The following is a 25,414-nucleotide window of genomic DNA, read 5'->3' on the forward strand; positions in this document are numbered from 1 at the left end:
TCCGAGATGCCGTGTGGTGCCCCATGCACCCAAGATGGCGTTGCAAACTCATCTTGGCACAAGGGGGGACGGGTCCATCCCATTTCCCACATTGTTAACCGACGGTCGGTACCTCGCCGAGAATATCGAGGCCGTTGCCAAGCCTGGCCTCGATGGCCTGGCCGATGGCGAGCAGTCGGGCGTCCTGCCAGGGGCCGGCCATCACCTGCAAGCCGACGGGCATGTTGGCGACGTCGCGGCCGACCGGCAGGGTGAGCGCGCAGAGCCCCATGAAGTTGGCCATCACGGTGTTGCGCAGCGCCTTCATGTTGGCCTTGGGGTAGGCGCCCTCGGGCTTGAGGCTCTCCAGCGTCGGCGGGGTGATGGCGACGGTGGGCGTCAGCATGGCATCTACCTGTCGCAGGCGCTGGGTAGCGGCGCGGGTGAGGTCGTCGATGACCTGGCGGCGGCGCACGTACTCCCAGCCCGGCATGCCGTCGGCGGCAGCGATCCTGGCGGCGACGTTGGGGTCCAGTGCGTCGATGGCATCCGGCAGTGAGGTGTGCAGGAACGCCGCAAGCTCGGCAGCGGCCAGGCCGCCTTGCTGGAACAGCGTGAAGGCGTCGCCCGTCTTGGGTAGCTCCATGGTGACGATGCGCGCGCCGGCGGCCTCGAGCTGCTTGATGGCCTTGGTGACCGTGTCGGCGATGCCGGGGCTGCAGTCGTCCCAGAAGAAGTGCTCTGGTACGCCGAAGGTGAGGTCGGCGAGGTCTGGCGTGGCGGGGACGCCTCCGCTACCGGGGCTCAGGCCTGGGTCGAGGGCGTCGAAGGCGAACGCCAGGTCATCCACGCGCCGGGCCAGCAGTCCTGGGGTATCCAGGGTGGTGGAGAGCGGCACGATCTGGGCGGTGGACCAGCGGCCCACGGTGGTCTTGAGGCCGGCCACACCGGTCATGCTGGCGGGCACGCGTACCGAGCCAGCGGTGTCGGTGCCGAAGGCCAGGCCTGCGGTGCCACTGGCCAGCGAGACCCCGGCGCCGGAGCTCGAGCCGCCCGGGGTGCGATGGGCGGCCGGATCCCAGGGGTTACGCGGCGCGCCGTGGTGGGCATTGGTGCCCAGGCCGCCAAAGGCAAACTCGACGGTGTGGGTCTTGCCCATTATCACCGGCAGCTGGTTGAGCAGGGTGCTGACCACCGGCCCGGGCCGTTCCCACTCGGCGGGAAGACGGCGCGACGAGCCGGCATAGGTGGGCAGCCCGGGCACCGCGTAGATGTCCTTGATCGACACCGGCAGGCCCATCAGCGGGCCGGCGTCGCCGCCCTGCTTGAGCAGGGCATCGGTGGCGTCGGCGAAGGCCTGGGCGGCGTCGCCGTTCCAGGTCTGGTAGGCGTGGTCGTGCTGGCCGCGGCTGCGATAGGCCTGGCTGGCGCTCTCGGCGAGCGCGGCGGCGCTCACGCTGCCGTCGCGCAGTGCCCGGTGCAGGGTCCGCAGCGGTTGTTGGAGCGGTGCTGTTGTCATGGTGGGGCTCCTGGCAATTAGCGGATTTCGAAGATCGATTCGACTTCGACGGCGGCGTTACCCGGCAGGGTCGCCACGCCGATGGCGGTGCGTGCATGGCGGCTGGCGTCGCCGAACAGGTCGATGAACAGCTCCGAGGCGCCGTTGATCACCAGCGGCACGTCATGAAACCCCGGGGCGACGTTGACGAAGCCGTTCATTCTGACACAGCGCACGACGCGGTCCATGTCGCCCTCCACGGCATCGTTCAGCGCCGCGAGCAGGTTGAGCGCGCAGGCCTGGGCGGCGAGCTTGCCGGTCTCCAGGTCGAACTCGGCACCCACCTTGCCGGGGTAGAGCACCTTGCCGTCTCGCTCGCAAATCTGCCCGGCGAGAAACAGCTGATTATCCAGCCGCGACCAGGGGCGAAAGGTACCGCGGGGCGCGGGGATGTCGGGCAGGCTGAGGCCGCGTTGGGCCAGGGCATCGGCAAGTGACATGGTGTTCTCCTGATGGGATAGATGGGGTCAACGGGCTAGCAGGGTGCCGACGCTGTCGGCCAGGGCGCGCACGGCGATCTCGGCGTCGGCACGCTCGATATGCTCGTCGGGGTGGTGGCTGATCCCGTCGCGGCACGGCATGAACAGCATGGCAGTGGGGCAGCGATGGGCCAGGTGAATCGCGTCGTGGAAGGCGCCGGACACCAGCTGCGGGGCCGTGGGGGCATAGCGTTGGACGCTGGTATCGACGATCTCTACCAGGTCGTCATCGAAGTCGACCGGCGCCACCCGTGAACTGGTGCTGAGCTCGACGCTGCAGCCGGACCACGTCTCGGCGCCCAGCCGCTGGAAGCGCTCGTCGAGGGCGGCCAGCACCTCGGCGCTGGGATGGCGCAGGTCGATGCTGAAGGTCGCTTGCTGGGGGATGGTGTTGGTGGCATTGGGTTCCAGCGCGAACTTGCCGATGGTGAAGCATACCTGGTCGCCGTGCTCGGCGACCGCCTCGCGCAGGGCGGTGACCAGGGCGTGGGCGCCGGTGAAGGCATCGCGGCGGGCGCTTTCGGGGGTGGTGCCGGCGTGGTTGGCCTGACCCTGCAGCGTCACGCTGTACCAGTTGACCCCTTGAATGCCCTTCACCGCGCAGGCCGGCACGCCCATCGACTCAAGCACCGGCCCCTGCTCGATATGCAGCTCGAGAAAGGCGTGGGGCGTGAACGGCTCGGGCCGGTAGCTGACCCGGTGGGCGTCGAGGCGTGCTAGGCAGTCGGCCAGGGCATCGGCGAAGCGCACGCCGTCATCGTCCGTGGCGTCGAGAATCTCGGCTGCGTCGCGCTGGCCGGCGAACCACGCCGAGCCGGAGGCGCCGGGGGCAAAGCGGGCACCTTCCTCGTTGGTCCAGGAGACCACCTCGACTGGCCGCCGGTGGCGGATGTCGCCCTCGTGCAGCGCGCGCAGCACGGCCAGGCCGGCCAGCACGCCGAGGGTGCCGTCGTAGCAGCCGGCGCTGGGCTGGCTGTCGAGGTGGCTGCCGATCAGCAGCGGTGCCAAGCTGGGGTCCTCACCTTCGCGGCGCAGGAAGACGTTGCCCAGGGCGTCGTAGTACGCCTCGCAGCCCAGCGCGCGGCCCCGCTCGACCAGCCAGCAGCGCGCCTGGTTGTCATGGTCATCCAGGGCCAGGCGGCGCAGGCCGCGGGGCGCCAGGGCACCGATCCGGGCCTGGTCGAGCATGTCGTTCCAGAAGCGCTGGCCATCGATGCTGGCGCCGAGTGATGTGAGTTCGTTCATACGCCTTTCGTGTCTCCCATCCGGTTCAGTAGATCAGCGACGGCAACCAGGTGCTGAGGAATGGCACATAGGTGAGGATGATCAGGGCGATGAACATCATCACGATCAGCGGCAGGCAGGCCTTGAAGACCTCCACCAGCGACATCCGCGAGATCGCCATGGCCACGAACAGGTTGAGGCCGACCGGCGGGGTGATCATGCCCACCGAGAAGTTGACCAGGGTGATGACGCCGAAGTGCACGGAGTCGACGCCGACGCGGCCGGCAATCGGCTCGAGCAGCGGCGAGAGCACGATGATCGCCGAGGCGCTGTCGAGAAAGAACCCGGCCACGATCATGACCACGTTGAACAGGGCCATGACCTGTATCGGGTCGTCGGTGAGCGACAGCACCTGGTTGGCCAGCTGCGTGGGGGTGCCGGTAATCGCCAGCAGCCACGAGAAGGCCGAGGCGCCGGCGGTGATCAGCAGCAGGGTGGCGGAGGTGAGCCCCGAGCTGCGCAGGGTGCCGAGCAGGTCGCGCCAGCCGATGGTGCGGTAGATCACCATGCCCACGAACAGGCCATACATGCAGGCTACCGCGGCCGACTCGGTGGGGGTAAAAATGCCGCTGTAGATGCCGCCGAGCAGGATGAACGGCAGCCCCAGGCCCCAGGCCGACGAGCGGAAGGCGGCGATGATTTCCTTGAGCGTGGGGAAGGGCGCACGCGGGTAGCCCTTGAGCGACGCATAGATGATGCAGTAGGCGATCAGCAGCGAGGCGATCAGGAGGGCGGGGATCAGCCCGGCGGCAAACAGCCGGCCCACCGAGGTGCCGGTGACGGAACCGTAGATGATCAGCGCAATACTCGGCGGAACGATGGGGCCGAGGGTGCCGGCGGTGGCGATCAGGCCGATGGCAAAGCGCTTGTCGTAGCCGGCGGCAACCAGCGCGGGAAACATGATCGAGCCGATCGCCACCACCGTGGCCGGGCTCGAGCCGGAGATGGCGCCGAACAGCAGGCAGGAGAGCACCGTCGCGGCCGCCAGGCCGCCGGGTACCCAGCCCACCAGCGCCTTGGCGAGCTCGATGAGGCGGCCGGACAGGCCGCCAATGCGCATCAGTTCGGCGGCCAGGATGAAGAACGGGATCGCCATCAGCGAGAAGTTGTTCATCCCGGTGAACATGCGCATGGGCACGATGATCGGGTCGGTGGTGCCGAAGAACTGAATGGCCAGAAAGACGGCGAAGGCCAGGGCGGCGAAGATCGGCAGCCCCAGTAGCAGCACCGCAAAGAAGATGGGCAGAAGTGCCGTGATCATAACGAACTCCAGTCGTCAGACGAGCTTGTCTTTTTCGGCGGCAAGCTCTTCAGCGAGGCTGACCGGCGGTTTGGTCCAGGCTTGGTGGATGACCCACAGGTAGCGCACCACCAGCAGCAGCCCGGCAATGGCGATCGGCAGGTAGAACCAGGCCATCGGCAGGCGCAGTGCCGCGGTTCGCTGTCCTCTTCCCAGGGTGTTGAAGAACAGCTGGAACCCGTAGTAGGCCAGGAAGCAGGCGAAGGCGATGCCGAGCACGGCAGCGATGATATGCAGCCAGCGATTGACGGCGGGGGGCACGAAGGCGTTGAGTACATCGACAGAGATGTGCACGCCGTTACGCACGCCCATGCTGGCGCCGACGAAGCTCATGCAGATGATGGAGTAGATGACGACTTCCTCGACCCAGAACAGCGAGCTGTTGAAGCCGTAGCGGTAGATCACCTGGAGCGCGGTGAGCAGGGTGGCGATGGACATGAACACCACCATCGCCACGCTTTCCACGTGATCGAGAATCCTGTTGAGCGTTGCGAACATGGTTAGGCCACTTCGTGGAGAAACCCGTGATGGAGCGCGGGCGCCGCGAGGGCGCCCGCGGCGTCTCAGTACTCGATGCCGACGACGTCGTAGACCTTGTGCAGCAGCTCGGTGGTCACGACAGATTCATACTCCTCGTGCACCGGCAGGCTGGCCTGGACGAAGGCTTCGCGGGCCTCGGCGGAGATCTCGTTGATCTCGATCTCGCCTTCCAGCGAGGCCATGATGTTCTCCTCGTCTTCGAGGGTCAGCTGACGCGACGCATCGCGGCCGTTGTCGAAGGCATCGCGCATGACCTCCTGGAGGTCCTCGGGGAGCGAGTTCCACGAATCGGTGTTAATCACCGCCGCATAGGCGTGGTAGGCGTGATTGGTCAGCGACAGGTAGTCCTGCACCTCGTGGAAGCGCATGGTGTAGATATTGGCCAGCGGGTTCTCCTGGCCGGACACCACGCCTTGCTGCAGGCCGTTGTAGACCTCTGTGAAGGCCATGGCGGTGGCGTTGGCATCGAAGTTTTCGTAGGTGGAGATGATGATCGGTGCCTGCATGGTGCGCATGCGAATGGCGTCGAGATCCTCAGGCGTTTCGATGGGGCGGTCGTTGTTGGTCATGTGCCGGAAACCGGCGCCCCAGAAGTTCACGCCGTACATGTTGTGATCGTTGAGGGTGTCGAGAATCTCGCGGCCCACCTCGCCGTCAAGCAGCTCGACCATGGTGTCGTAGTCGGGGATCAGGAACGGCAGGTCGAGAATCTGCAGACGCTCTTCGAAGTTGCCAAGGGTAGCGGACGGCGGAATCCCGATGTCCACCAGGCCCATCTGGATCTGCTCGATGATCTCGACATCGCCTCCCACCTGGGCGGCGGGCAGCACGTCGATCTGGATGCGGCCGTCTGAGTTCTCTTCCACCTCCTCCTTGAAGCGCAGGGCGGCCTGGCCATTCGGGGTGTCTTCGATCAGCACGTGGGCGAAGGTAAAGGTGTAATCGGCGGCGTTGGCCTGGCCGATGCCAAAGGTGGCGGCGGCCACGGCTGCCACCAGGGACGTCTTGATAAGTTTGTTGTTCATGGTGCTACCTCTGCGAGTCGTTGGGTTTATTCGTTGCTATGGGGCTGATGACCCAGATGGTGCGTCACGCCGCGCTGGCGGACGTCAGGGCCTTCAAGCTCGCCTCGAGTGGCCCCGATGAAGCGGAGGCGAGCAGGACGGAGAGTGCCAGCCTGGCTTTGCGGGCACTGAGATCCTGTAGGGGTATGGCGCCTGCGGCCACCAGGTCGCAGAGGCTGCCGTCGAATTCGTAGACGGTTTCTATCGGCCCCCGGTGGCAGCTGCTGACGATGACGACTGGCGTGCCTTCGGCGACTGCCTTGGCAATGTGGCTGGGCCAGGTTGGTGGCACATGGCCGCGGCCCAGGGCATCGACGATGAGGCCCTGGCTACTGCGTTCGATGGCCGCATCGACCATGTCGGGGGCGGCTCCCAGGTATGCCGGCAGGATGTCGACCCGGGGCAGCGCGGCACCCAGGGCGGCGGCGATCGGCTGGGGGCGTACCGGCCTGGCGGCGAGGTGGATACGCGTACCGTCGATGTAGCCGAGGGGGCCCGTCTCGGGAGCGGCGAAGCCAGCGAGTTGGAAGGTGTCGATCTTGCGTACCTGGCGGGCGGCAAACAGCGTCTGATTGAACAGCACCAGGGTGCCCAGGCCTCGGGCCTGCGGCGAGGCCGCCAACTGGATGGCATCGGCGATGTTACGAAAGGCGTCGGTGCCCGGCTCGTGGGGCGCGCGCTGCGACCCGGTGATCACCACGGGGATGCGGCCGGGCAGGGTGATGTCCAGGAAGTAGGCGGTCTCTTCCAGGGTATCGGTGCCGTGGGTGATGACGATGCCGACCACTTCGGGGGACTCGCCGAGCGCCAGGCACTCCTGACGCAGCAGCATCAGGTCGTCTAGCGAGATGGCGTTGCTGGGCTTCTGCAGCACCGAGCGAACCTCTATCTCGGCCGTCAGTCCCGCCGGCAGCGAGACCTGCGACAGCAGCGACTCGCCCTGGAGGGCACCGGAGCGGTGACGCCCTGAATCGCTCTGGCTACTGGCAATGGTGCCGCCGGTGGTCAGCACCACGAGCTTGGATGTTGTCATTATGCGGTCCAATGGCTTCTCATGGCAGACATCTGATGTCTGATGTCATGTGGGTTATACTAGTCAGGAATTCGGTATCCTTGCAAGCTAGGTTCAGCAACGTCCTAATGTCAGTTTGGTAACATGCGCTATGGCGCCAACAGTGAGATAACCCATGAGTCTGAATCCCCGGCTTGCCACACGGCCTCTCTCGAGCGACTCCTTCGGCGGCTCCATCGAGCGCAGCTCCGTCGCCATGCAGATTCTCGAGCGGATCAAGACGGCCTTGATTCGTGGCGAACTCAAGCCAGGCGACTACCTCCCCTCGGAGAGCGAGCTCACCCACAGCCTGGGCATCGGCAAGTCGAGCGTGCGCGAGGCGATCAAGATGCTGCAGGCAATCGGCGTGGTGGAAGTGCGTCGCGGGCAGGGCACCGTTATCCGCCGCGAGCCGGGAGACCCGCTGGTCGACCCGATGGCCTTCGGCATGATCTTGGCCCGTGGCATGACCCGCGACGTGATGGAATTTCGCCTGATGTTCGAGCCGGCCTACACCCTGCAGGCCATGCACAACGCCACGCCGGAGGACCACGCGCGGATTCGCCAGGCCATCGAGGCCATGGAGGCGGCCATCGCCAACGGCGAACAGACCGCCCATCATGATGTGGCCTTTCATCGCGCCATTCTGGCGGCGACCCACAATCCGATGACCATCCGGGTCGGCGAGACGCTGATCCAGCTGATCGAAGCCGCCCTGGAGACCTCGATGCAGACGCTGCCCGAGGTGGCTCTGAAGGACCACAAGGCGATCTATGCCGCCTTCCAGGCCGGCGACGCGGCGGGGGTCCAGGCCGCCATCGAAGTCAGCAGCGAGAGCTGGGAAACCAATCTCACCTATGTGGATTAGCGCGTGGGCGGCAATACGTCAGTGAGCCAGCGTGCAGAGGAGGTAGCGTGAAGACCAGTCACCTGCTAGGTGCCGATCAACATCACCCCCTTGCAGCCTGTCTTGGCGGCATTGAAGGGCTCGATTTTGCGATCCTGTTCGGTAGCCGTGCCACTGGGCAAGCACATGCCGAAAGCGACTGGGATATCGCCGTGAAGTGGCAGGACGTGCCCAGCGACTCTGTTGAATACTTCGGGCGTGGCGAATCGCTGCGCCTAGCGGTTGCCGAATGCTTGAGTATCGACCCTACGTGTATCGATGTGGCGGATCTTCAGCGTGCCGGGCTTGCATTGCGTGCCGCAGTCGCCGAGGAGGGTATTCCTCTTGTTGGGGAGGACTCACTGGCATGGGCGCTGTTCCTGAAGCGCACCTGGCAGGACATGGAACACTGGGAGTTGGAGAAACGCTATGCGCCTTGAGCACTACCTGGCCGAGACACGTTCGTTGGCTGATCGCCAGTGCCATCTTCTTGATCAGGCGGCCAAGCGCCTGGACGACGGTGATACGCTCAGTGAGCTGGAAGAAAATGGTGTGTTGCATGCGTTTCAAGTCTTGATAGAGAACGCCATCGGTAAGGCCAAGCACACCTTGAAGATGCAGGGAAAGGCGGTTCCTATTTCGGCGTATGATACGTTTCACATGCTTGGTTCTTTAGGAGTGTTGAGTTCATCTGACCTCACGGCTTGGAATGCCATCATAGGCCTGAGAAACCGCATCGTGCATGATTACTTGAACTTGGATATGAAGCGTGTTCTCCAGGTGGTTTCTGAGCGCCGGCACCACTTCATCCGGGCGTTTCTAGTGGCCGATTTTCCAGCTAGTTCAGGCTGACCTGTCGAGCCAAGGCTGATCAGCTTCAGCCGTGATGGAGTGAGTTGATCGGCAGCGCTTCGCGCTGCTATCGCGAATGAATTCGCTCCCACAGGGAAATGGCGCCAAGGCCAGTGTAGGAGTGACGTCGGTCACGATGGGGTGGGTTGATCGGCAGCGCTGCGCGCTGCCATCGCGAATGAATTCGCTCCCACTTGGAGTGGCTCCAAAGCCAATGTAGGAGTGACGTCAGTCACGATGGGGTGGGTTGGCCGGCAGCGCTGCGCGCTGCCATCGCGAATGAATTCGCTCCCACAGGGAAATGGCGCCAAGGCCAGTATAGGAGTGACGTCAGTCACGATGGGGTGGGTTCGCCGGCAGCGCTGCGCGCTGCCATCGCGAATGAATTCGCTCCCACAGGGGAGTGGCGCCAAGGCCAATGTAGGAGCGATTTTAATCGCGATGGGGTTGGTTGGTTTTGGCCCGGGCAGCGCTGCGCGCTGCCATCGCAATGAATTTGCTCCCACAGGGAGTGGCGCCAGAAAGATGTGGGAGCCGCTTGAAAGGCTATTCGGTGATGGCATCCGCGAGAGCGTGGAAAAACCGGCTTACCGGAACAATCTCGAAGCCGAGAGACTTCGGTTGCGCGCCGCTCATGGCGATCACGATATTCTTGTCGGGATGGATAAACACCCATTGACCGAAGATGCCTACGGCGGCAAAGGCACCCTCATCACCCACCGGCCACCATGAATAGCCATAGGCGATAGGCTCACCGCCGATGTCATGGCCTCGCCCGGCGACTTCAACCCAGCCTTCTGGCAAGATCCTCTCTCCATCGTTTGCCTGCCCCTCATCGAGGAAGAATTGGCCGAACCGGGCATAGTCGCGCAGCGTCGCCAGAAGGCCGCTACCGCCAATTTCCTGGCCATCTTCACCGTCTAGCCACCATGCGGCGTCGTGCTCCATGCCATAGCTTGCCCAGAGGGTGTCCGAGAGGTAATCGGACACGCTGGTGCCGACGGCCCCTTCGATAATGGCAGCCAGCAGCTGCGTTTCACCGGTACTGTAGTTCCACACCTCCCCGGGGGCTGCCACACGCTCGAGCTCCGCCAGCTGCTGCACAATGGCGCCGCTCTCCTGGGCAATCTGGCGCTCCAGCATCTCGCGGCGGTCCGAGTCCGGATCGTCGTAGGTCTCATCCCAGGCAACCCCTGAGGCCATCAGCAGGATATGTTCCACCGTGGCGCCATCGTAGCCGCTGCCCGCTAGCTCTGGTACGTACTCCACGACATTGTCGTCGAGACTGCCAATATGGCCGTCCTCGATAGCCGCTCCGATCAGCGTGGAGGCGATGGACTTGACCACGGACATCGACATCCAGCGTGTGTCCCGGTCGTTGCCCAGGGCGTACTGCTCGAAGACGATGTCGTTGTCGTGGACCACGATCAAACCACTGACGCGGTTGAGCGACATGAAGTCGTAGAGATCGTAGGTGGTGTCATCGTCGGTAAAGGTGAACCCCTCAATGTCCACTTCGCGCTCGCCAAAGGCATGGGGCGTCGATGATGCCCTGACAGTGCGCGATGGAAACAGCGCATCTATGTTGCGATAGGCTTCGACCTGCTCGTCGGGCATGAGCTTGCCGTCGTAGAGGTCACGCACGCTAACCGTTGAGTCATCGCCCGCCATGGCAGCACTCAAAGGAAGTGCGGCAGTCATCAGAGCGATGGGTAGTGCGCTGCGACGTGGGATAATGGCCATGGTTATCATTCCTTTTGTTGTTGAATTTTCCATAACACCAGTAACCCTGGCACAGCCTGATACATGCGGCAAGTCGGCTTACCATTACCTCCTTATGCGATGCAGGACAATGAATTGCGTCGGGGCGGATTCAAAAGCGCGATATCGCCCTGGCAGCTTCCGACGCAAGTGGGAAGACGCGATCCCGAAATGCTTCGGTTGTCCAATCGCTTAGCGAGCCAGCCACGTGTATCGCGCCACACGGACGATCATGTTTGTCGGTGATGGCCACGCCTAGCGCGATCTCTCCGATGAGAATTTCCTCTTTTGCCAATGCATAGCCTTGCTCGCGTGCCTCTTGGACCTTGTCAAGAATTGCCGCAGGGTCGGTAATCGAGCGCGGCGTGACTGGGGTTAGGTCGGACCGGTCAAGGATATCGCGTACTTCATCATCATTCAGACGCGAGAGGATAGCTCGACCGCCAGAACTGCAGAAGGTGGGTACGCTATGGCCTACCAAGGTGGCAAAAAACGTTTCCCGCTTGCTTTGCATACGTGCCGCATATACCACGCGAGTGTCATCGAAGAGGCTAAGGTCGACTCTTTCGCGAATATTTCGCCTTAGTTCAAGCAGTACAGGGGTGGCATTGCGTACTACTGGGTTGAGGCTTAAGTAGTCGAGGGTGTGATCGAGAATCCTGAGCTCAGGGAGAAAGCCGCTATCCTCATTATCGCGTTTGAGATAGCCCAGTTCGCGCAGGGTATGAACGATGCGCTGTGCGGCACTCCTGTCGATACCGGCCTGCTTGGCAATCTCCGATAGGCTCATGGCGCCATCGGCCGTATGAAATGCCGATAGCACTTGCATGGCTCTGGCCACAGACTGCAGAAATAGCGGATCGTTCTTCTGGTTTTCTGTCATAACGCGCTGATTCAAAAGCGATCTTATAGTTCTCTGCATAATATTTTCCGTTATGTTTGCGCGATCGGAACGTTGCGACTAAGGTTGATGATGATCAATAAAACAATACGATTGTATCGCTGAGCGATACAGTGTGTCCATTTCAGATATCACCGTTATTAACGAAGTGGCCGCTAAGTAGAGGTTCTACTTACCTTTATATAAAGGAAACAATAACAATGACTTACCGCGTAGCAATGGGAGGGTTTCTGCATGAGACCAATACCTTTGCACCGACCAGAGCGACCTACGACGATTTCGTCCAGGGCGGTGGCTACATGCCCATGGCGCATGGCAACGCCATGTTCAGTGCCTGTCGAGGAATAAACCTGGGCATCTCGGGGGCTGTGGATTACGGGGGCGAGCGAGAATGGCAGATGCTGCCGCTACTGTGGGCGGGCGCCATTCCTTCTGCGCATGTGACCAAGCAGGCCTTCGAGGATATCGTCGAGGCACTGGTGACTCGTCTATCGGCTGCGTTGCCACTAGACGGTGTCTTTCTCGACCTTCATGGCGCCATGGTTTGCGAACATCTGGATGATGGTGAGGGCGAGCTGCTGGCGCGTGTGAGGGCCGTGGTGGGCCCTTCTGTGCCGGTGATGGCGTGTTTGGATTTGCATGGCAATATTACCGCTCGAATGGTGGATATGGCGGATATGCTGGTAGGGTTTCGCACCTATCCCCATGTGGATATGGCGGAAACCGGGCGGCGTGCCGCAGAGGGCCTGGATTACTTAATGACGTCCGGCGCCCAGCCCACCAAGGCCTTTCGCCGCCTTGACTATTTGATACCCATCCCCTGGCAGTCCACCGACCTCGAGCCTGCCGCATCGTTGTATGCACGTCTCGCTGAACTGGAGGGGGAGTCCGTTATCAGTGCCTCTCTATTCATGGGTTTCCCTGCGGCTGACATTAACGACTGTGGCCCGAGCCTGGTGGCCTATGGCCCTGACGCCAGTGCCGCAGTCGAGCAGCTGGCTGATGAGTTTGCCAGGGCTGAGGCGAGCTTTGCTGGGCAGGTATATTCAGCCGATAAAGGAGTGTCGGAGGCCCAGAGGCTCGTTAGGAGCGGCGCAGTCGGACCTGTGGTGCTTGCCGATACCCAGGACAACCCAGGGGCTGGTGGTGATTCCAATACCACGGGCATGCTGCGCGCGCTGATCGAGGCGGAGGTGACGGACGCGGCGCTGGGGCTCCTGGTCGACCCCGATGCGGCGCTCGAAGCACATACGGCTGGCGAGGGGGCTAGTCTGGCGTTCACCTTGGGAGGCCAGTCTGGCGTGGTGGGCGACAGCCCCTATCGGGTGATAGCGAAAGTCGAGACATTGTCGGATGGCCGCTTGACTGCACGAGGCCCCTACTACGGTGGCGCATCGCTTGCTCTTGGCCCTTCTGCTTGCTTGCGTATTGGCGGCGTCAGGGTCGTGGTTACCACCCATAAAGCACAGTTGGCCGACCGAGAGATGTTCCGCTTTGTGGGTATCGAGCCAGAGACGACCGAAATTTTAGTGGTTAAAAGCTCTACGCACTTTCGCGCTGACTTCACTTCTATTGCATCGCATATATTGATTTGCCTTGCGCCCGGCCCAATGGCGTTCAGTCCTTCCGATCTACCCTGGAAGCATCTGATGCCCGGCATGCGTCTTGGCCCACTTGGTGATGCCTTCCATCCAGTCAACTGACTGCAGTCGTGGAGGTCATGCCTTTATTCCCAACGACGGGAAAGCAATCATAGGGGAACTACTAATGACAATACCCACTCTACGCAAGACGTTACGCATCAAGCCAATGTCGGCTGCTGTTGCAGCGGTAACCGCTGTTGCCCTGACATTACCAATGACTGCCAAGAGCGATGACACCACGATTACCGCCGTGATGCACTCAAGCTTGCGCGTATTGGATCCGATCATCACTACAGCACATATCACGCGTAATCACGGCTATATGATTTACGATGTGCTGTTGGCATCGGATGAAGACTTCAACCCTCAGCCGCAGATGGCGGACTGGGAGATATCCGATGACTCACTCACCTATACCCTGACATTACGTGAAGGGTTGATGTTTCACGACGGCGAGGCGGTGACGGCCGAGGACGCGGTGGTGTCTCTGGAGCGCTGGGGCGAACGCGACTCGGGTGGCCAGTTGATATTTGATGTCACCGAGAGTTTGGAAGCCACGGATGAGCAAACGATTACCTGGACGCTTTCAGAACCCTATCCGCCATTGATCGATACCCTGGCCAAGCAGTCTGCAGTGCCGGCGTTCATAATGCCGGCGCGTATTGCGGCCACGTCGGCTGATTCGTCGATCTCCGAGCATATTGGCTCGGGACCATTTCGCTTCCTGGAAGACGAGTATGAGCCCGGTGTGAGTGTCACCTACGAGCGCTTCGATGACTATGTGCCGCGGGAAGAAGAGCCTAGCTGGATGGCGGGCGGCAAGGTGGTCAACGTCGATCGGGTTGTGTGGACGACCATGCCGGATGCTCAAACCGCTATCAATGCGCTGACTACCGGTGAGATCGATTATATCGAGCAGGTGCAGGTCGACCTATTGCCGATTCTTGAGTCGAGCCCGGATGTGGTGGTGGAGAATCGCGATCCGCTCGGCTATCAGACCATGGGTCGCCTCAACTTCAAGTATCCGCCTTTTGATAACAAGCAGATACGTCAAGCCGCGCTGCTGGCGCTGAGCCAGGAGGACGTCCTGGCGACCATGATGGGGGACTCCGAGTACTACGAGATTTGCGGCGCTATATTTGGTTGTGGCACCCCCTTGGCTGATGAGAGTGGATCCGAGTCGCTGACCAGTGGTGGTGATCCTCAAGCCGCGCAGCAATTGCTAGAGGAAGCTGGTTATGACGGCACACCCGTGGTGTTGATGCAGCCGACCGATGTAACGAGTCTTTCCGCTCAGCCGGTGGTTGCTGCCCAAGCACTGCGCCAAGCCGGTTTCGAGGTGGATATGCAGCCCATGGATTGGCAGACCCTGGTCAACCGCCGCGCGAGTATGTCTGCACCGGATGAGGGCGGCTGGAATATCTTCTTTACCAACTGGATGGTGCCGGAGATTACTTCGCCGCTGATCAACGTCATGCTGAATGGACGTGGTGAAGATGGTTGGTTTGGCTGGCCGGAAGATGAAGAGCTGGAGGCGCTGCGTCGCGAATTTATCGCCGCCGAGTCGGACGAGGAGCGGCAGGAGGTCGCACGTAAGCTCCAGGTACATACCCTCGATGAGGTGATTTATATCCCGTTGGGGCAGTACATCATGCCGCAAGCACGCCGGGATAATATCACCGACATGATTCCTTCGCCGGTTCCGGTGTTCTGGAATATCGATAAACAGTAGCCGCTGAGTAGGGCGGCGGGCAGGTCCCGCCGCCATTACATGCAAAGTGTGTTTATCACAGCGGGTCTGTGAGGGGGAGCGGATGCTGGGCTATATCATCAGGCGATTGCTGGCCGTTGTACCGGTCATGATTATCGTCGCCCTGTTTGTGTTTTTGATACTACGGCTTACGCCGGGAGATCCTGCGGCCATCCTGGCTGGTGACTCAGCGACACCTGCCCAACTAGAGCGGATTCGTGACCGCTTGGGGCTCAATCTGCCCCTATATGAACAATTTTTTCAGTGGGTGAGAATGATGTTCCAGGGGGATCTTGGCGTCTCCCTCATTTCCAATACGCCTGTTAGCAGCATGATCGGTCAGCGTATCTGGCCAACGCTAAATATTGCCATGCTGACGATTTTCCTCTCCGTACTGATAGCAGTGCCCATGGGGGTGCTGGCCGCTTGGCGTCATCGCAGCTGGGTTGACTATGCGGTGATGAGCTTCTCGGTACTAGGTTTTTCGGTGCCGGTATTTGTGATCGGCTATATCTTTATCCAGATATTTGCCATTGAACTTCGCTGGCTGCCGGTGCAGGGCTATACGGCGCCTACTCAGGATTTACTGGGGTTCTTCCAGCGCGCGCTACTGCCCTCTTTCACGCTGGCGACAATCTATGTGGCGCTGATTGCAAGGATGACGCGTGCCAGCATGCTGGATGTGCTGGGAGAGGATTATGTCCGTACGGCGAGAGCCAAGGGGCTGCGGGAAAGTGCGATTCTTTTCCGCCATGCGCTACGCAACGCCGCGGTGCCGATTATGACGATTATTGGCACCGGGTTCGCGCTGTTGATTGCTGGGGTAGTGGTCACCGAGAGTGTCTTCAATATACCCGGAGTGGGCCGCTTGACGGTGGATGCCATCCTGGCCCGTGATTACCCGGTAATACAGGCGATGATTCTGCTGACGGCCGGACTCTACGTGCTGGTTAACCTGCTGATTGATATTTCTTATACGATCATCGATCCAAGGATTCGCTACTGATGGCTCATGCTACCCAACCTTCCGCCGCCATGCAGACCGTGCTGGGGATGCTGTCTCTGCCACGTCAATGGCGCCTCGGGGCGGGGCCGCTGATTGCGGCTGTCGTGCTATTCTCGATCGTGCTGTCGGCGCTGCTGGCGCCGCTATACGTGCCTTACGACCCTATGCAGATGGGGTCGCTAAATCGGCTGCAACCTTCCAGCGCAGAGCATCTATTGGGCACTGACCAGTATGGTCGGGATCTGTTCAGCCGCATTATGACAGGCGGGCGAGTGTCGCTGCTGATTGGCGTTGGGGCTGCGCTGTTCAGTGTCGTGGTGGGCATGATAATCGGTCTAGTGTCTGGCTTCTTCCGTGCCGCAGATGCGGTGATCATGCGCATCATGGATAGCCTGATGGCAATCCCCGCCATTCTCCTGGCCATTGCACTGGTTGCCTTGAGCGGCCCTAGTGTCTGGTCGGTGATCGTGGCAATTACCATTCCTGAGGTGCCGAGGGTGGTTCGCTTGGTGCGTTCGGTGGTGCTTGGCGCGCGTGAGGAGCCGTATGTGGAAGCGGCGATCGCGTTGGGCAGCTCCATGCCTAAGATCCTCTGGCAGCATTTAATGCCGAATACCGTGCCTGCCATGATCGTTCAAGGGACCTATATATGTGCATCGGCGATTCTTACCGAAGCGATATTGTCGTTCCTAGGGGCTGGCGTGAGTACCGATATTCCTACCTGGGGCAATATCATGGCCGAAGGACGCACCTACTTCCAGGTCAAGCCGGGCCTGATCTTCTGGACCGGTGCCATTCTGTCGCTGTGTATCCTGTCGATCAACCTACTGGGTGATGCCGCCCGCGACATGCTAGATCCTCGGCTCAAGAAACGGGAGGCGTGATGATGCGTTTCAAGAACAACGACAAGAGCAGTGCGAAAGAGGTATTGGATATCCGTCACCTTTCGGTTCGGCTGAGCGGTGAGGAGGATCCGGGCAGCCTGGTACTGGATGACATCAGCTTGCAGGTACATGAAGGAGAAACCGTTAGTCTTGTGGGCGAAAGTGGCTCCGGCAAGTCGGTAACATCGCTGGCCGTGATGGGGCTTTTGCCTAAGGGAGCCTTGGAGGTATCTGGCGGTGAAATAGACATGGATGGTGAATCGCTACTTACGTTGACGCCTTCTCAGATGCGCAGGCTGCGTGGGCAGCGTATGGCGATGATTTTCCAAGAGCCGATGACGGCGCTAAACCCGGTAATGCGCGTCGGGGACCAGATCGCTGAAGTACTGCAAACCCATCGCGAGCTATCGAAGCGAGACTGCAGAGATAGGGTGCTGGATGTGATGCAGCAAGTGTATCTACCCGATGTGGCGCGTATTTATGGCTCTTATCCGCACCAGCTATCGGGAGGACAGCGGCAGCGGATCATGATCGCCATGGCGTTGGCGCTGGAGCCAAAATTGCTGATTGCCGATGAGCCAACCACCGCGCTGGATGTCACTACCCAAGCACAGATTCTGTCACTGATCGCCGAGTTGCAGGAGCGGCATGGCACGGCGGTACTGTTTATTACGCATGACATGGGAGTCGTCGCGGAAGTCTCACATGCGGTGCATGTCATGAAGCACGGCAAGATAGTCGAACACGCGCCGGTCGAAACGCTCTTTCGCCACCCCTCCGATGAGTACACCAAGCGACTACTGAGTTCGGTACCCAGTCTGGTGCCTAGGGGCGCGCGCTCCCAAGACAGCACGCAGCCGGTATTGGAAGTCAGCGATATGCAGAAGGTGTACAGCGGGGGAGGATTTTTCTTGCGAAAACCCGGCACGCATGCCGCGCGGGATATCAATTTTACCGTCAAGCGCGGCCAGACGCTGGGGATCGTTGGAGAGAGTGGCTCCGGCAAGACGACGGTTGCACGCAGCATTATGCGTTTAGTCGATCCGACATCGGGATCAATACGGGTTGCCGGCAAAGAGGTGGCCACCTTGTCGAGGCGGGCCCTAAGGCCACACCGCAAACACTTTCAGGTGGTGTTTCAGGATCCCTTTCGCTCGCTCAATCCGCGTTGGACCGTTGGCCGCAGTCTGGTTGAGGGACCGGTCAACTTTGGCACGCCCCGTCATGAAGCGTATGAGCGGGCACTGGAGATGATGGAGTTGGTTGACCTGCCCGGGGATGCCTTAGAGCGTTACCCGCATCAGTTCTCCGGTGGTCAACGCCAGCGGATCGCCATTGCACGCGCTGTGATGATGCGTCCGGACTTGCTGGTGGCCGATGAGGCCGTATCGGCGCTGGATGTATCGGTCCAGGCGCAGGTGTTGGATCTCCTGGATGAGGTGCAGGCGCGTTTAGGTATTGCGATTCTCTTTATTACCCATGATCTGCGGGTCGCGGCGCAGATCTGCGATGAGGTTATCGTCATGCAGCATGGGGTCATTGTTGAATACGGCAGTGCTAGAGAGGTGTTGTCGAACCCACGCCACGAATATACGCGGATGCTTATCGATGCTGCCCCTGGACGTGAGTGGGACTTTGCCAACTGCTGCGAGCTGCTTAGTGCATGACCAACGTCCGTTTTCGACCACCATCATAACCATTAACAAGTGAGGCACTATGCCAACGATCAGTCGTATCAGTGAGTTTCAGGATGAGCTGGTGGCGATACGTCACGACCTTCATGCTCATCCAGAGCTGGGGTTCGAGGAGTCGCGTACCGCCGCCTTGGTCGCAAAAAAACTGCGGGAGTGGGGCCTGGATGAGGTTCACACGGAGATTGCCGGCACCGGGGTGGTGGGCATTATCAAGGGGCAGGGGGATGGCGGTTGCATTGGACTGCGTGCCGATATGGACGCGCTACCGATCCATGAGGCGACCGATCTTCCTTATGCTTCTCAACATGCCGGCAAGATGCACGCCTGTGGCCATGATGGTCACACCACGATTCTGCTAGGGGCTGCGCGTTACCTGGCGGAGAGTCGAAATTTTGCGGGTACCGTGGTGGTGATTTTTCAGCCAGCGGAAGAGGGCTTGGGTGGCGCCCGTCGGATGCTCGCCGACCGGCTTTTTGAACGTTTTCCGTGTGATGAAGTTTATGGCCTGCACAATGATCCGGGGAGTGAACCTGACCAGGTCACGATTACTCCAGGCCCCGCGATGGCAGGGGCTACCTTTTTTGATATTACGATACATGGTGTCGGTTCCCATGCCGCCATGCCACATCAATCCCGCGACCCCATCATCATTGCCACTGAGCTAGTCCAGCAGCTGCAGGCGGTGGTCAGCCGTAATGCGCCGCCGACCAGTCCTCTGGTGCTCTCCGTTACCCAGGTTCATGCTGGATCTGCGTACAACGTCATTCCTGATAGTGCCACCGTATCTGGCACCGTCCGCTACTTTGAAGACGAGCTATGTGAGGCGGTGCATGAGCGCATGCGTCGTATTTGCAAGGGGCTAGCGCTGTCACATGATGTGCGTATAGAGATCGACTTGCGCAATATATTCAGTGTTCTGGTTAACGACGCCGACTGTGCCAGCGCCTACATCGACGCGGCTGCGGATATCGTTGGTAAAGAGAACGCACGCCTGGTGGATCGCCGGGTAACCGGTAGTGAAGACTTTGCCGATATGTTGCAGGTGATTCCCGGGGCGTACTGCTGGGTGGGGCATGCGGGCTCGATTCCACTGCATAATCCCAGTTATGTGCTAGACGATGGCATCTTGCCTGTCGGAGCTAGCATCATGGCACGTATGGTGGAGCGTCGACTGGCCGTAGCGTCTCAGTAAGGAGTCATTATGACCATTACGCTTTACCCGGCACGTCGCATTATCACCATGAACCCTTCGCAGCCGGAAGGTGACTGTCTGGCCGTCAAGGATGGGCGTGTATTGAGCCTCGGCTCACTAGAGCAGGCACGTGCTTTTGGCGAAGTGACAGTAGACGATCGCTATGCCGACAAAGTGCTGATGCCAGGCTTCGTGGAGGGACACAGTCATGCCCTGGAAGGGGCCATCTGGGAGTACATCTATCTCGGCTGGTTCGACAAGCAGTCACCGGCGGGGCAGCGCTGGTCGGGGCTGCGAGACGTGGCGTCTCTTCAGGCACGCCTGGCCGAAGGGCTGGCCAGGTTGACCCCGGGCGAGCCGTTGATCGCCTGGGGGTTCGATCCTATCTACTTCAGTGGCGCGCGCTTGGATAAAGGCTTGCTGGATACGGTCAGCGATACAGTACCGATCATTGTCATGCATGCCAGTCTGCATGTCATGACGGTGAATTCGGCGGTGATCGAGCAGGCCGCTATCGCCAGCAAAGAGATAGACGGTATCGTAAGAAAAGCTGGCGGTGAATGCGTGGGTGAGTTGCAGGAAATGCCGGCCATGCATTTGGTGTTTGATCGCTATGGTATCGATTTCTTCGAGCAGGCTAGCCAACCTGAGGCGCTGCGTCAGTATGCCAGAGCGGCTCGGCGTGAGGGCATTACGACCATCACCGACTTGCTTAACCCACTCAGCGATGATGCCGTCGCGTCGATGCGCAGTACGACCTTGGAGCCGAGCTTCCCTGTACGCTTGGTGCCCGCGCTCAATGCACTGGGGTGGGCGCCCGAGGAGGGCAGTGAGCAGCTGGCAAAGGCGATGACGCAGGGCCACGATAAACTCTTCTTCGGTATTGTGAAGCTGGTGACCGATGGCGCGATCCAGAACTATACCGCACGCTTACAGTGGCCAGGCTATCTCGATGTTGAAGGCAATGGTGTATGGAACGCACCCCCGCAGACGTTTCACGACATGGTGCTGCACTATCACCAAGCAGGCTTTCAACTGCATATTCATACCAACGGCGATGAAGCCGTTGAAGTGATGCTGGACGCCTTGGAGGAGGCTCTCTGCCTGTGGCCGCGCTCCAATCATCGTCACACCCTGCAACATGTCCAGCTGATTCGTCAGGATCAGCTCTATCGAGTCAAACAGCTTGACGCTTGCCTCAATATCTTTGCCAACCATATTTATTACTGGGGGGATATTCACCTATCACGCACGCTCGGTTTCGATCGTTGCCAGCGTCTGGAACCCACTGCCAGCGCCAACCGGCTTGATATAACCTTCGGTATCCACTGCGATGCTCCCGTTACACCGCTCTCGCCGCTCTTCACGGCCCACTGCGCTCATCGCCGCCAAACGGCATCGGGAGCTGTCTTGGGAGTGGAGGAGGCGATTAACCGTCAGGTAGCCCTCGAGGCCATTACCCTTGGTGCGGCACGGACCCTGCACCTAGATCGGCATATTGGTAGCCTTGAACCGGGCAAGTGGGCGGACGTAGCGGTGCTGGACGATGACCCGCTGGATGAGAGTATTGCTCTGAAGGATATTGGTATTCACGCTACTCTTCTTGGCGGGCTGCCAACTGATGCTTGATAGCGACCAACCTATCGGTGTGCATCTTCTATGCGGTTTTCTTGGCAGCGGCAAGACCACCCTGATCAATGAAATGATTGCGGATGGCAAGATCAGCGATGCGCTTTTCTTGATCAATGACTTTGGCAGTATGAACATCGATGCAGATCTGATCGAATCGAGAGAGGGAGGTGTCATACGGCTGACCAACGGATGTGCCTGCTGTGGGTTATCAGGGAACCTGTCGTCACAGTTAACGCAAATATCCCGTTGGCCGCGTCCTCCGCAATGGCTGGTGGTGGAAGCGAGTGGTGTGGCTCAGCCTAGGCCTCTTATGCAGCTATTCAACTCAGCGCGTGGCTACTATCTGGCCGACGTCAAGCTGCTTGTCGATATATCTGCTATCGGGCGTCTTCTGGAGGATGCAACCGTCGGTGACCTGGTGCGCCATCAAGTAGCGGAGGCACCGGCGATGGTTTTCAATCGATGGGAAGGGTTGAGTAGAAACGAGTGTGACGCAAGGCGTAACCAACTGCAGGCGTTGAGCCCCAATGCCCAGATATCCTGGGCAGCACCCCCACAGCCTGCCGTCATTACACACCGCGGAGACTGCCTTGGCGAAGCCATCGTGCCTGAGTTAACGCCGTTGGTGCCAGGTGCTTTAGCCTCTTTTACGCTCACCCTGCCGGGCCCTGTCGATATCAGCAGGCTGACCCAGGTACTCGACGCAGCTACGTCGATTCTGCTGCGGGCCAAAGGGTTTGTTGCCAGTGAGGAGACGCCGAGCGGCTGCTTATTACTGCAGTGGACGCCCAGCGGCTCCAGCGTCACCCGGACGCAGCGTCGCCATGCGCCAGGCTTGGTACTGATCGGCAAGGGGCGTGACAACCTGGCCTATCTAGCCTCTCAACTGATGGAATATAGCTCGATGCCATCCCGCTAGGCGGCACGGGTAACGGGCTGCTTGGCTTTTGCCGCGTACTGGTAGCCAAATATCGCCAGGATCACGGCACAGCCCAGCAGGGTGCCCAGCAGCCCCGGTACCAGGGTTAGCGTCGAGGCAGCCAGTAGTACCGCCCTTATCGGCCATGCGGTGCGGATGAACCCTTGGCCGACCATGGCGACGTTGAGAGCGGCCAGGGCAATGATGCTGATGATGAATACGAAGAGCTGATCCAGCAACGAGCCTTGCATCAGCAGAAGTTCGGGCCTGGCGACGAACAGGAAGGGCAGGAAGAAGCCCGGCAGGCCGATCTTCACCGCCTGCATGGCGGTCGTGAAGTATGGCGCTTCGGCGATGCGCGCGGCGATCAGCGAGGCGACGGCAACCGGTGGCGTGAGCGCCGAGAAGACGGCGAAATAGAGCACGAACATGTGCGCCGCCATCAGGCTCAGGCCCATGTCGACCAGTGCCGGGGCGGTGAGTAGAGCGACCAGGATGTAGGCCGCCGAGGTGGGCAGGCCAAGCCCGAAGATCAGGCAGGCCACGGCGGCAATCATTAGCAGCACGCCAAGGCTGCCGTCGGCGATGCCCAACATCAGGTAGGAGAGCTTCTGGGCGAAGCCGGTGGCGGTTAGCACCTCGACGAAGATGCCGATCACCGCGACGATCACGGCGATGGTGGCGCCGCTGAAGCCGCCTTCGCGCAGGCCGTCGATCAGCCGAGTGAACGCTCCGGTCAGCGCATGGAACGGCTGGCGGTGCTGGCGCAGCAGGCTGCTGATGAGTTCGAGCGCGATGATCGCCAGGCAGCCGTAAGCCGCCGCGTAGGAGGGCGGCATGCGGCTGACCAGCAGGTAGACGAGCACGCCGATGGCGATCAGCAGGTGTCCGTAGCGGGCCAGCAACTGCCTGGCGGGGAGTGTCTGCGTGGCTGCCTGCTGGTTGGGCTCGATCCTCTCGCGGGCCGCCTGCAGATGCACGGCGAGGATCAGATAGAAATAGTAGAGTGCTGCCGGCAGCGCCGCGGCGAGAATCACCTGGTCATAGGCCAGGCCGGTAACGCCGACCATGAGGAAGGCTGTCAGGCCCATCACCGGCGGCGTCATCTGGCCGCCGGTGGAGGCGACGGCTTCGACGGCGCCGGCGAAAGGGCCCTTGAAGCCGGTGCGCTTCATGGTCGGAATGGTCATGGTGCCGGTACTGGCGATATTGGCCACGGTACTGCCCGAGATCATGCCCATGAAGGCGCTCGCCAGTACGGCAATCTTGGCCTGGCCACCCCGCGAGTTGCCGGCGAGCTTGGTGGCAAAGCCCATGATGAAGTCGATGCCACCGGTCGATTTCAGCAGCCCGGCAAAGACCATGAAAATGAAGATGGTGCCGGCGGAGAGCTCGGTGAGCGATCCCAGCACGCCTTGGAAATTAGGAATCGAGGCGTAGGAGACCAGCCGCTCCAGCCCCATCCCTGCATGATAGAGCAGCTGTGTGGGCAGGGTATTGCCAAAATAACCGTAGAGTAGCCCCACCACGCCGATCAGCGGAATGGTCAGCCCCCACTGCTGCCAGGCGGCCACCAGGCTGACGGCGACCAGCAGGCAGCCGATCACCACGTCCATTGGCTCAGGGCCGAACACGCGGTCGGTGATCAAGCCGTCGTACTCGAGGAACACATAGCCGGCGGCGATGCCGGCGAGGATAAAGCAGCCGGCATAGGTTAGCCGGCCCAGCCAGTGCCGCGCATGGCCAGTGGCACTGGTGAAGATGATCAGGAGTGCCAAGCCAAGGTGCAGCGCCTTGAATTGGCCGGATGGCAGGTAGTAGTTGAATACCTGCAGCAGATGGGTGGCCACCATTACCAGGGTGAGGAGCAGTACGAGATTGGCGGTATTCATGTAGCCGCGCTTGTCGTTAAGCAGCTTGGGCGTCATGGGTGGCCTTCATTCTCATCGTTGAGCGGCTGCCATGCACCGCGGTGCATGGCAGGTAGCAGGGTTACGCGGAGACCGGGTCTGCGACGATCAGCTCATCGCGCCATACACCGCGCTCCTGGAAGTAGCGTGCGGCGCCGGCATTGACCGGGTAGTCGGAAAGCAGGTATTCCACCGCGAACTCCACGCCGATGTCCTGCAGCTGCGACCCGACGCGGCGCACCTGCTCCGGGTCATCGAAGATCGCCTTGCAGACGGCATAGGCCTCGTCGTCGGTGACGCCGGGGCGTGCGGCCAGCACGCCGGAGATGGCGGGCATCAGCATCTCGCCGTCTACCTTATCCCACTGCTCGGCGCTGACGGTGGTGGCCAGCAGGCCGGAGTTGATGGCCTGGGCTCGCTCGAGTACCTCGGGCTCGATCGGCAGCACGCGGAACTCCACCGTGCTGTCGATTTCTGCCAGTGCCGGCGAGGCGCGGCCGTTGGTCAGGGTCGAGGGGATGGCGTCGACGGCACCCGACTGGAAAGCGCTGAAGGTGTCGTTCCATGAGCCGTAGGTCCAGTCGACCTCGTCGGCAACGCCCGCTGCTTCGAGAATGGTCTGGTGCATGATGGCCGTGGCGCCGCCTGCGGTGGACGGCATTACGCGCTTGCCGGCGAGGTCTGCCAGGGAGTGAATGTCGGAGTCGGCGCGCACGATCAGCGGGATGTTCCACACCGTATAGGCAAACATCTGGCGCGCATCGATGGGCCCGGGGAAGGGGCGTTCGCCTTGGGTGGCCGGCGGCCAGTCGGTGGAGGTGGTCTGGCCGAACTCGATCTCCTCGCGGCTTGCCATCACCATGTTCTCGGCGCCACCCGAGGTTGAAAGCGTGGTGGTACGCATATCGCTATTGCGCTGCACGGCCTGGGCAAGTGCCTCGATGATGATATAGCCGGTCGAGCCAAGGCTTGCCGAGCCCCAGCGCAGTTCGCGGGTCGGCGATGCGGCGAGGATACCGGGAAACATGGCGACGCCGACACCGACGACGCCGGCCTTGAGCAGCTGCCGACGGCGCGCGTCGATGGGGCCGTTATCGTTGTGGTTGGAATCCTGGGTCATGTGATTACC

General features: G+C 60.9%; 22 protein-coding genes. 11 read left to right on the plus strand and 11 right to left on the minus strand.

What is annotated here, in order from left to right:
* Nucleotides 1-94: 94 nt before the first annotated feature.
* The 7 genes from QC821_RS10600 to QC821_RS10630 form a co-directional block, all read right to left on the minus strand.
* Nucleotides 95-1,498: an amidase gene (locus tag QC821_RS10600; protein WP_309720790.1), complete on the minus strand. Its 1,404-nt coding sequence runs from the start codon at nucleotides 1,496-1,498 to the stop codon at nucleotides 95-97.
* Between the two features lie 17 nt (nucleotides 1,499-1,515).
* Nucleotides 1,516-1,977 carry a RidA family protein gene (locus tag QC821_RS10605; protein ID WP_309720793.1) on the minus strand — a complete coding sequence of 154 codons (462 nt, stop codon included), beginning with the start codon at nucleotides 1,975-1,977 and terminating at the stop codon, nucleotides 1,516-1,518.
* Nucleotides 1,978-2,004: 27 nt separating this feature from the next.
* Nucleotides 2,005-3,261, minus strand: a complete 1,257-nt coding sequence (locus QC821_RS10610) for a M20 family metallo-hydrolase (protein WP_309720795.1) — start codon at nucleotides 3,259-3,261, stop codon at nucleotides 2,005-2,007.
* A 25-nt stretch (nucleotides 3,262-3,286) separates the two neighbouring features.
* On the minus strand, nucleotides 3,287-4,561 hold the full coding sequence (locus QC821_RS10615) for a TRAP transporter large permease (RefSeq protein ID WP_309720798.1): 1,275 nt from the start codon (nucleotides 4,559-4,561) through the stop codon (nucleotides 3,287-3,289).
* Between the two features lie 15 nt (nucleotides 4,562-4,576).
* The gene (locus tag QC821_RS10620) at nucleotides 4,577-5,098 is read right to left on the minus strand and encodes a TRAP transporter small permease (RefSeq protein WP_309720801.1); all 522 of its coding nucleotides are present in this window, start codon (nucleotides 5,096-5,098) and stop codon (nucleotides 4,577-4,579) included.
* Nucleotides 5,099-5,163: 65 nt separating this feature from the next.
* Nucleotides 5,164-6,165, minus strand: a complete 1,002-nt coding sequence (locus QC821_RS10625; protein ID WP_309720804.1) for a TRAP transporter substrate-binding protein — start codon at nucleotides 6,163-6,165, stop codon at nucleotides 5,164-5,166.
* 64 nt (nucleotides 6,166-6,229) lie between these two features.
* Nucleotides 6,230-7,237 carry an asparaginase gene (locus QC821_RS10630; protein ID WP_309720807.1) on the minus strand — a complete coding sequence of 336 codons (1,008 nt, stop codon included), beginning with the start codon at nucleotides 7,235-7,237 and terminating at the stop codon, nucleotides 6,230-6,232.
* A 154-nt stretch (nucleotides 7,238-7,391) separates the two neighbouring features.
* Here QC821_RS10630 and QC821_RS10635 point away from each other — a divergent pair, with 154 nt between their 5' ends.
* From QC821_RS10635 to hepT, 3 genes are read left to right on the plus strand one after another with little or no spacing between them, the layout of a single operon-like run.
* Nucleotides 7,392-8,123: a FadR/GntR family transcriptional regulator gene (locus QC821_RS10635; protein ID WP_229358935.1), complete on the plus strand. Its 732-nt coding sequence runs from the start codon at nucleotides 7,392-7,394 to the stop codon at nucleotides 8,121-8,123.
* Between the two features lie 47 nt (nucleotides 8,124-8,170).
* The gene (gene mntA / locus QC821_RS10640) at nucleotides 8,171-8,581 is read left to right on the plus strand and encodes a type VII toxin-antitoxin system MntA family adenylyltransferase antitoxin (protein ID WP_309720813.1); all 411 of its coding nucleotides are present in this window, start codon (nucleotides 8,171-8,173) and stop codon (nucleotides 8,579-8,581) included.
* Nucleotides 8,571-8,993: a type VII toxin-antitoxin system HepT family RNase toxin gene (gene hepT / locus QC821_RS10645; RefSeq protein ID WP_309720816.1), complete on the plus strand. Its 423-nt coding sequence runs from the start codon at nucleotides 8,571-8,573 to the stop codon at nucleotides 8,991-8,993. The genes mntA and hepT overlap by 11 nt, the downstream gene beginning before the upstream one ends.
* Nucleotides 8,994-9,539: 546 nt before the next feature.
* Here the strand turns inward: hepT and QC821_RS10650 are convergent.
* Nucleotides 9,540-10,736 (minus strand): serine hydrolase domain-containing protein, encoded by a 1,197-nt coding sequence (locus QC821_RS10650; RefSeq protein WP_309720820.1) that lies wholly within the window; start codon nucleotides 10,734-10,736, stop codon nucleotides 9,540-9,542.
* 130 nt (nucleotides 10,737-10,866) lie between these two features.
* A complete protein-coding gene (locus QC821_RS10655; protein ID WP_309720822.1) occupies nucleotides 10,867-11,652 on the minus strand; it encodes an IclR family transcriptional regulator in 786 nt (261 codons plus the stop codon).
* Nucleotides 11,653-11,855: 203 nt separating this feature from the next.
* Here QC821_RS10655 and QC821_RS10660 point away from each other — a divergent pair, with 203 nt between their 5' ends.
* From QC821_RS10660 to QC821_RS10695, 8 genes are all read left to right on the plus strand, one after another.
* On the plus strand, nucleotides 11,856-13,358 hold the full coding sequence (locus tag QC821_RS10660; RefSeq protein WP_309720825.1) for a M81 family metallopeptidase: 1,503 nt from the start codon (nucleotides 11,856-11,858) through the stop codon (nucleotides 13,356-13,358).
* A gap of 64 nt (nucleotides 13,359-13,422) precedes the next feature.
* Nucleotides 13,423-15,030 (plus strand): ABC transporter substrate-binding protein, encoded by a 1,608-nt coding sequence (locus tag QC821_RS10665; RefSeq protein ID WP_309720829.1) that lies wholly within the window; start codon nucleotides 13,423-13,425, stop codon nucleotides 15,028-15,030.
* A gap of 82 nt (nucleotides 15,031-15,112) precedes the next feature.
* Nucleotides 15,113-16,054, plus strand: coding sequence for an ABC transporter permease (locus QC821_RS10670; protein ID WP_309720832.1), 942 nt, complete (start codon nucleotides 15,113-15,115; stop codon nucleotides 16,052-16,054).
* A complete protein-coding gene (locus tag QC821_RS10675; protein ID WP_309720835.1) occupies nucleotides 16,054-16,938 on the plus strand; it encodes an ABC transporter permease in 885 nt (294 codons plus the stop codon). Before QC821_RS10670 ends, QC821_RS10675 begins: the two co-directional genes overlap by 1 nt.
* Nucleotides 16,938-18,605 carry an ABC transporter ATP-binding protein gene (locus QC821_RS10680; protein ID WP_309720838.1) on the plus strand — a complete coding sequence of 556 codons (1,668 nt, stop codon included), beginning with the start codon at nucleotides 16,938-16,940 and terminating at the stop codon, nucleotides 18,603-18,605. Before QC821_RS10675 ends, QC821_RS10680 begins: the two co-directional genes overlap by 1 nt.
* 49 nt (nucleotides 18,606-18,654) lie before the next feature.
* Entirely contained in the window at nucleotides 18,655-19,824 is a 1,170-nt protein-coding gene (locus QC821_RS10685) for a M20 aminoacylase family protein (protein WP_309720841.1), read from the plus strand.
* Nucleotides 19,825-19,833: 9 nt separating this feature from the next.
* Nucleotides 19,834-21,453: an amidohydrolase gene (locus QC821_RS10690; RefSeq protein ID WP_309720844.1), complete on the plus strand. Its 1,620-nt coding sequence runs from the start codon at nucleotides 19,834-19,836 to the stop codon at nucleotides 21,451-21,453.
* Entirely contained in the window at nucleotides 21,446-22,375 is a 930-nt protein-coding gene (locus QC821_RS10695) for a CobW family GTP-binding protein (RefSeq protein ID WP_309720846.1), read from the plus strand. Before QC821_RS10690 ends, QC821_RS10695 begins: the two co-directional genes overlap by 8 nt.
* Here the strand turns inward: QC821_RS10695 and QC821_RS10700 are convergent.
* Together QC821_RS10700 and QC821_RS10705 are read right to left on the minus strand one after the other, a co-directional pair.
* A complete protein-coding gene (locus QC821_RS10700) occupies nucleotides 22,372-24,303 on the minus strand; it encodes a TRAP transporter permease (protein WP_309720849.1) in 1,932 nt (643 codons plus the stop codon). The two genes, QC821_RS10695 and QC821_RS10700, sit on opposite strands and share 4 nt — an antisense overlap.
* Before the next feature lie 64 nt (nucleotides 24,304-24,367).
* A complete protein-coding gene (locus QC821_RS10705) occupies nucleotides 24,368-25,405 on the minus strand; it encodes a TAXI family TRAP transporter solute-binding subunit (RefSeq protein ID WP_309720852.1) in 1,038 nt (345 codons plus the stop codon).
* Nucleotides 25,406-25,414: the final 9 nt, after the last annotated feature.

Origin of the sequence: Franzmannia qiaohouensis, assembly GCF_031451695.1 — a bacterium.
Classification (GTDB): Bacteria; Pseudomonadota; Gammaproteobacteria; order Pseudomonadales; family Halomonadaceae; genus Franzmannia; species Franzmannia qiaohouensis.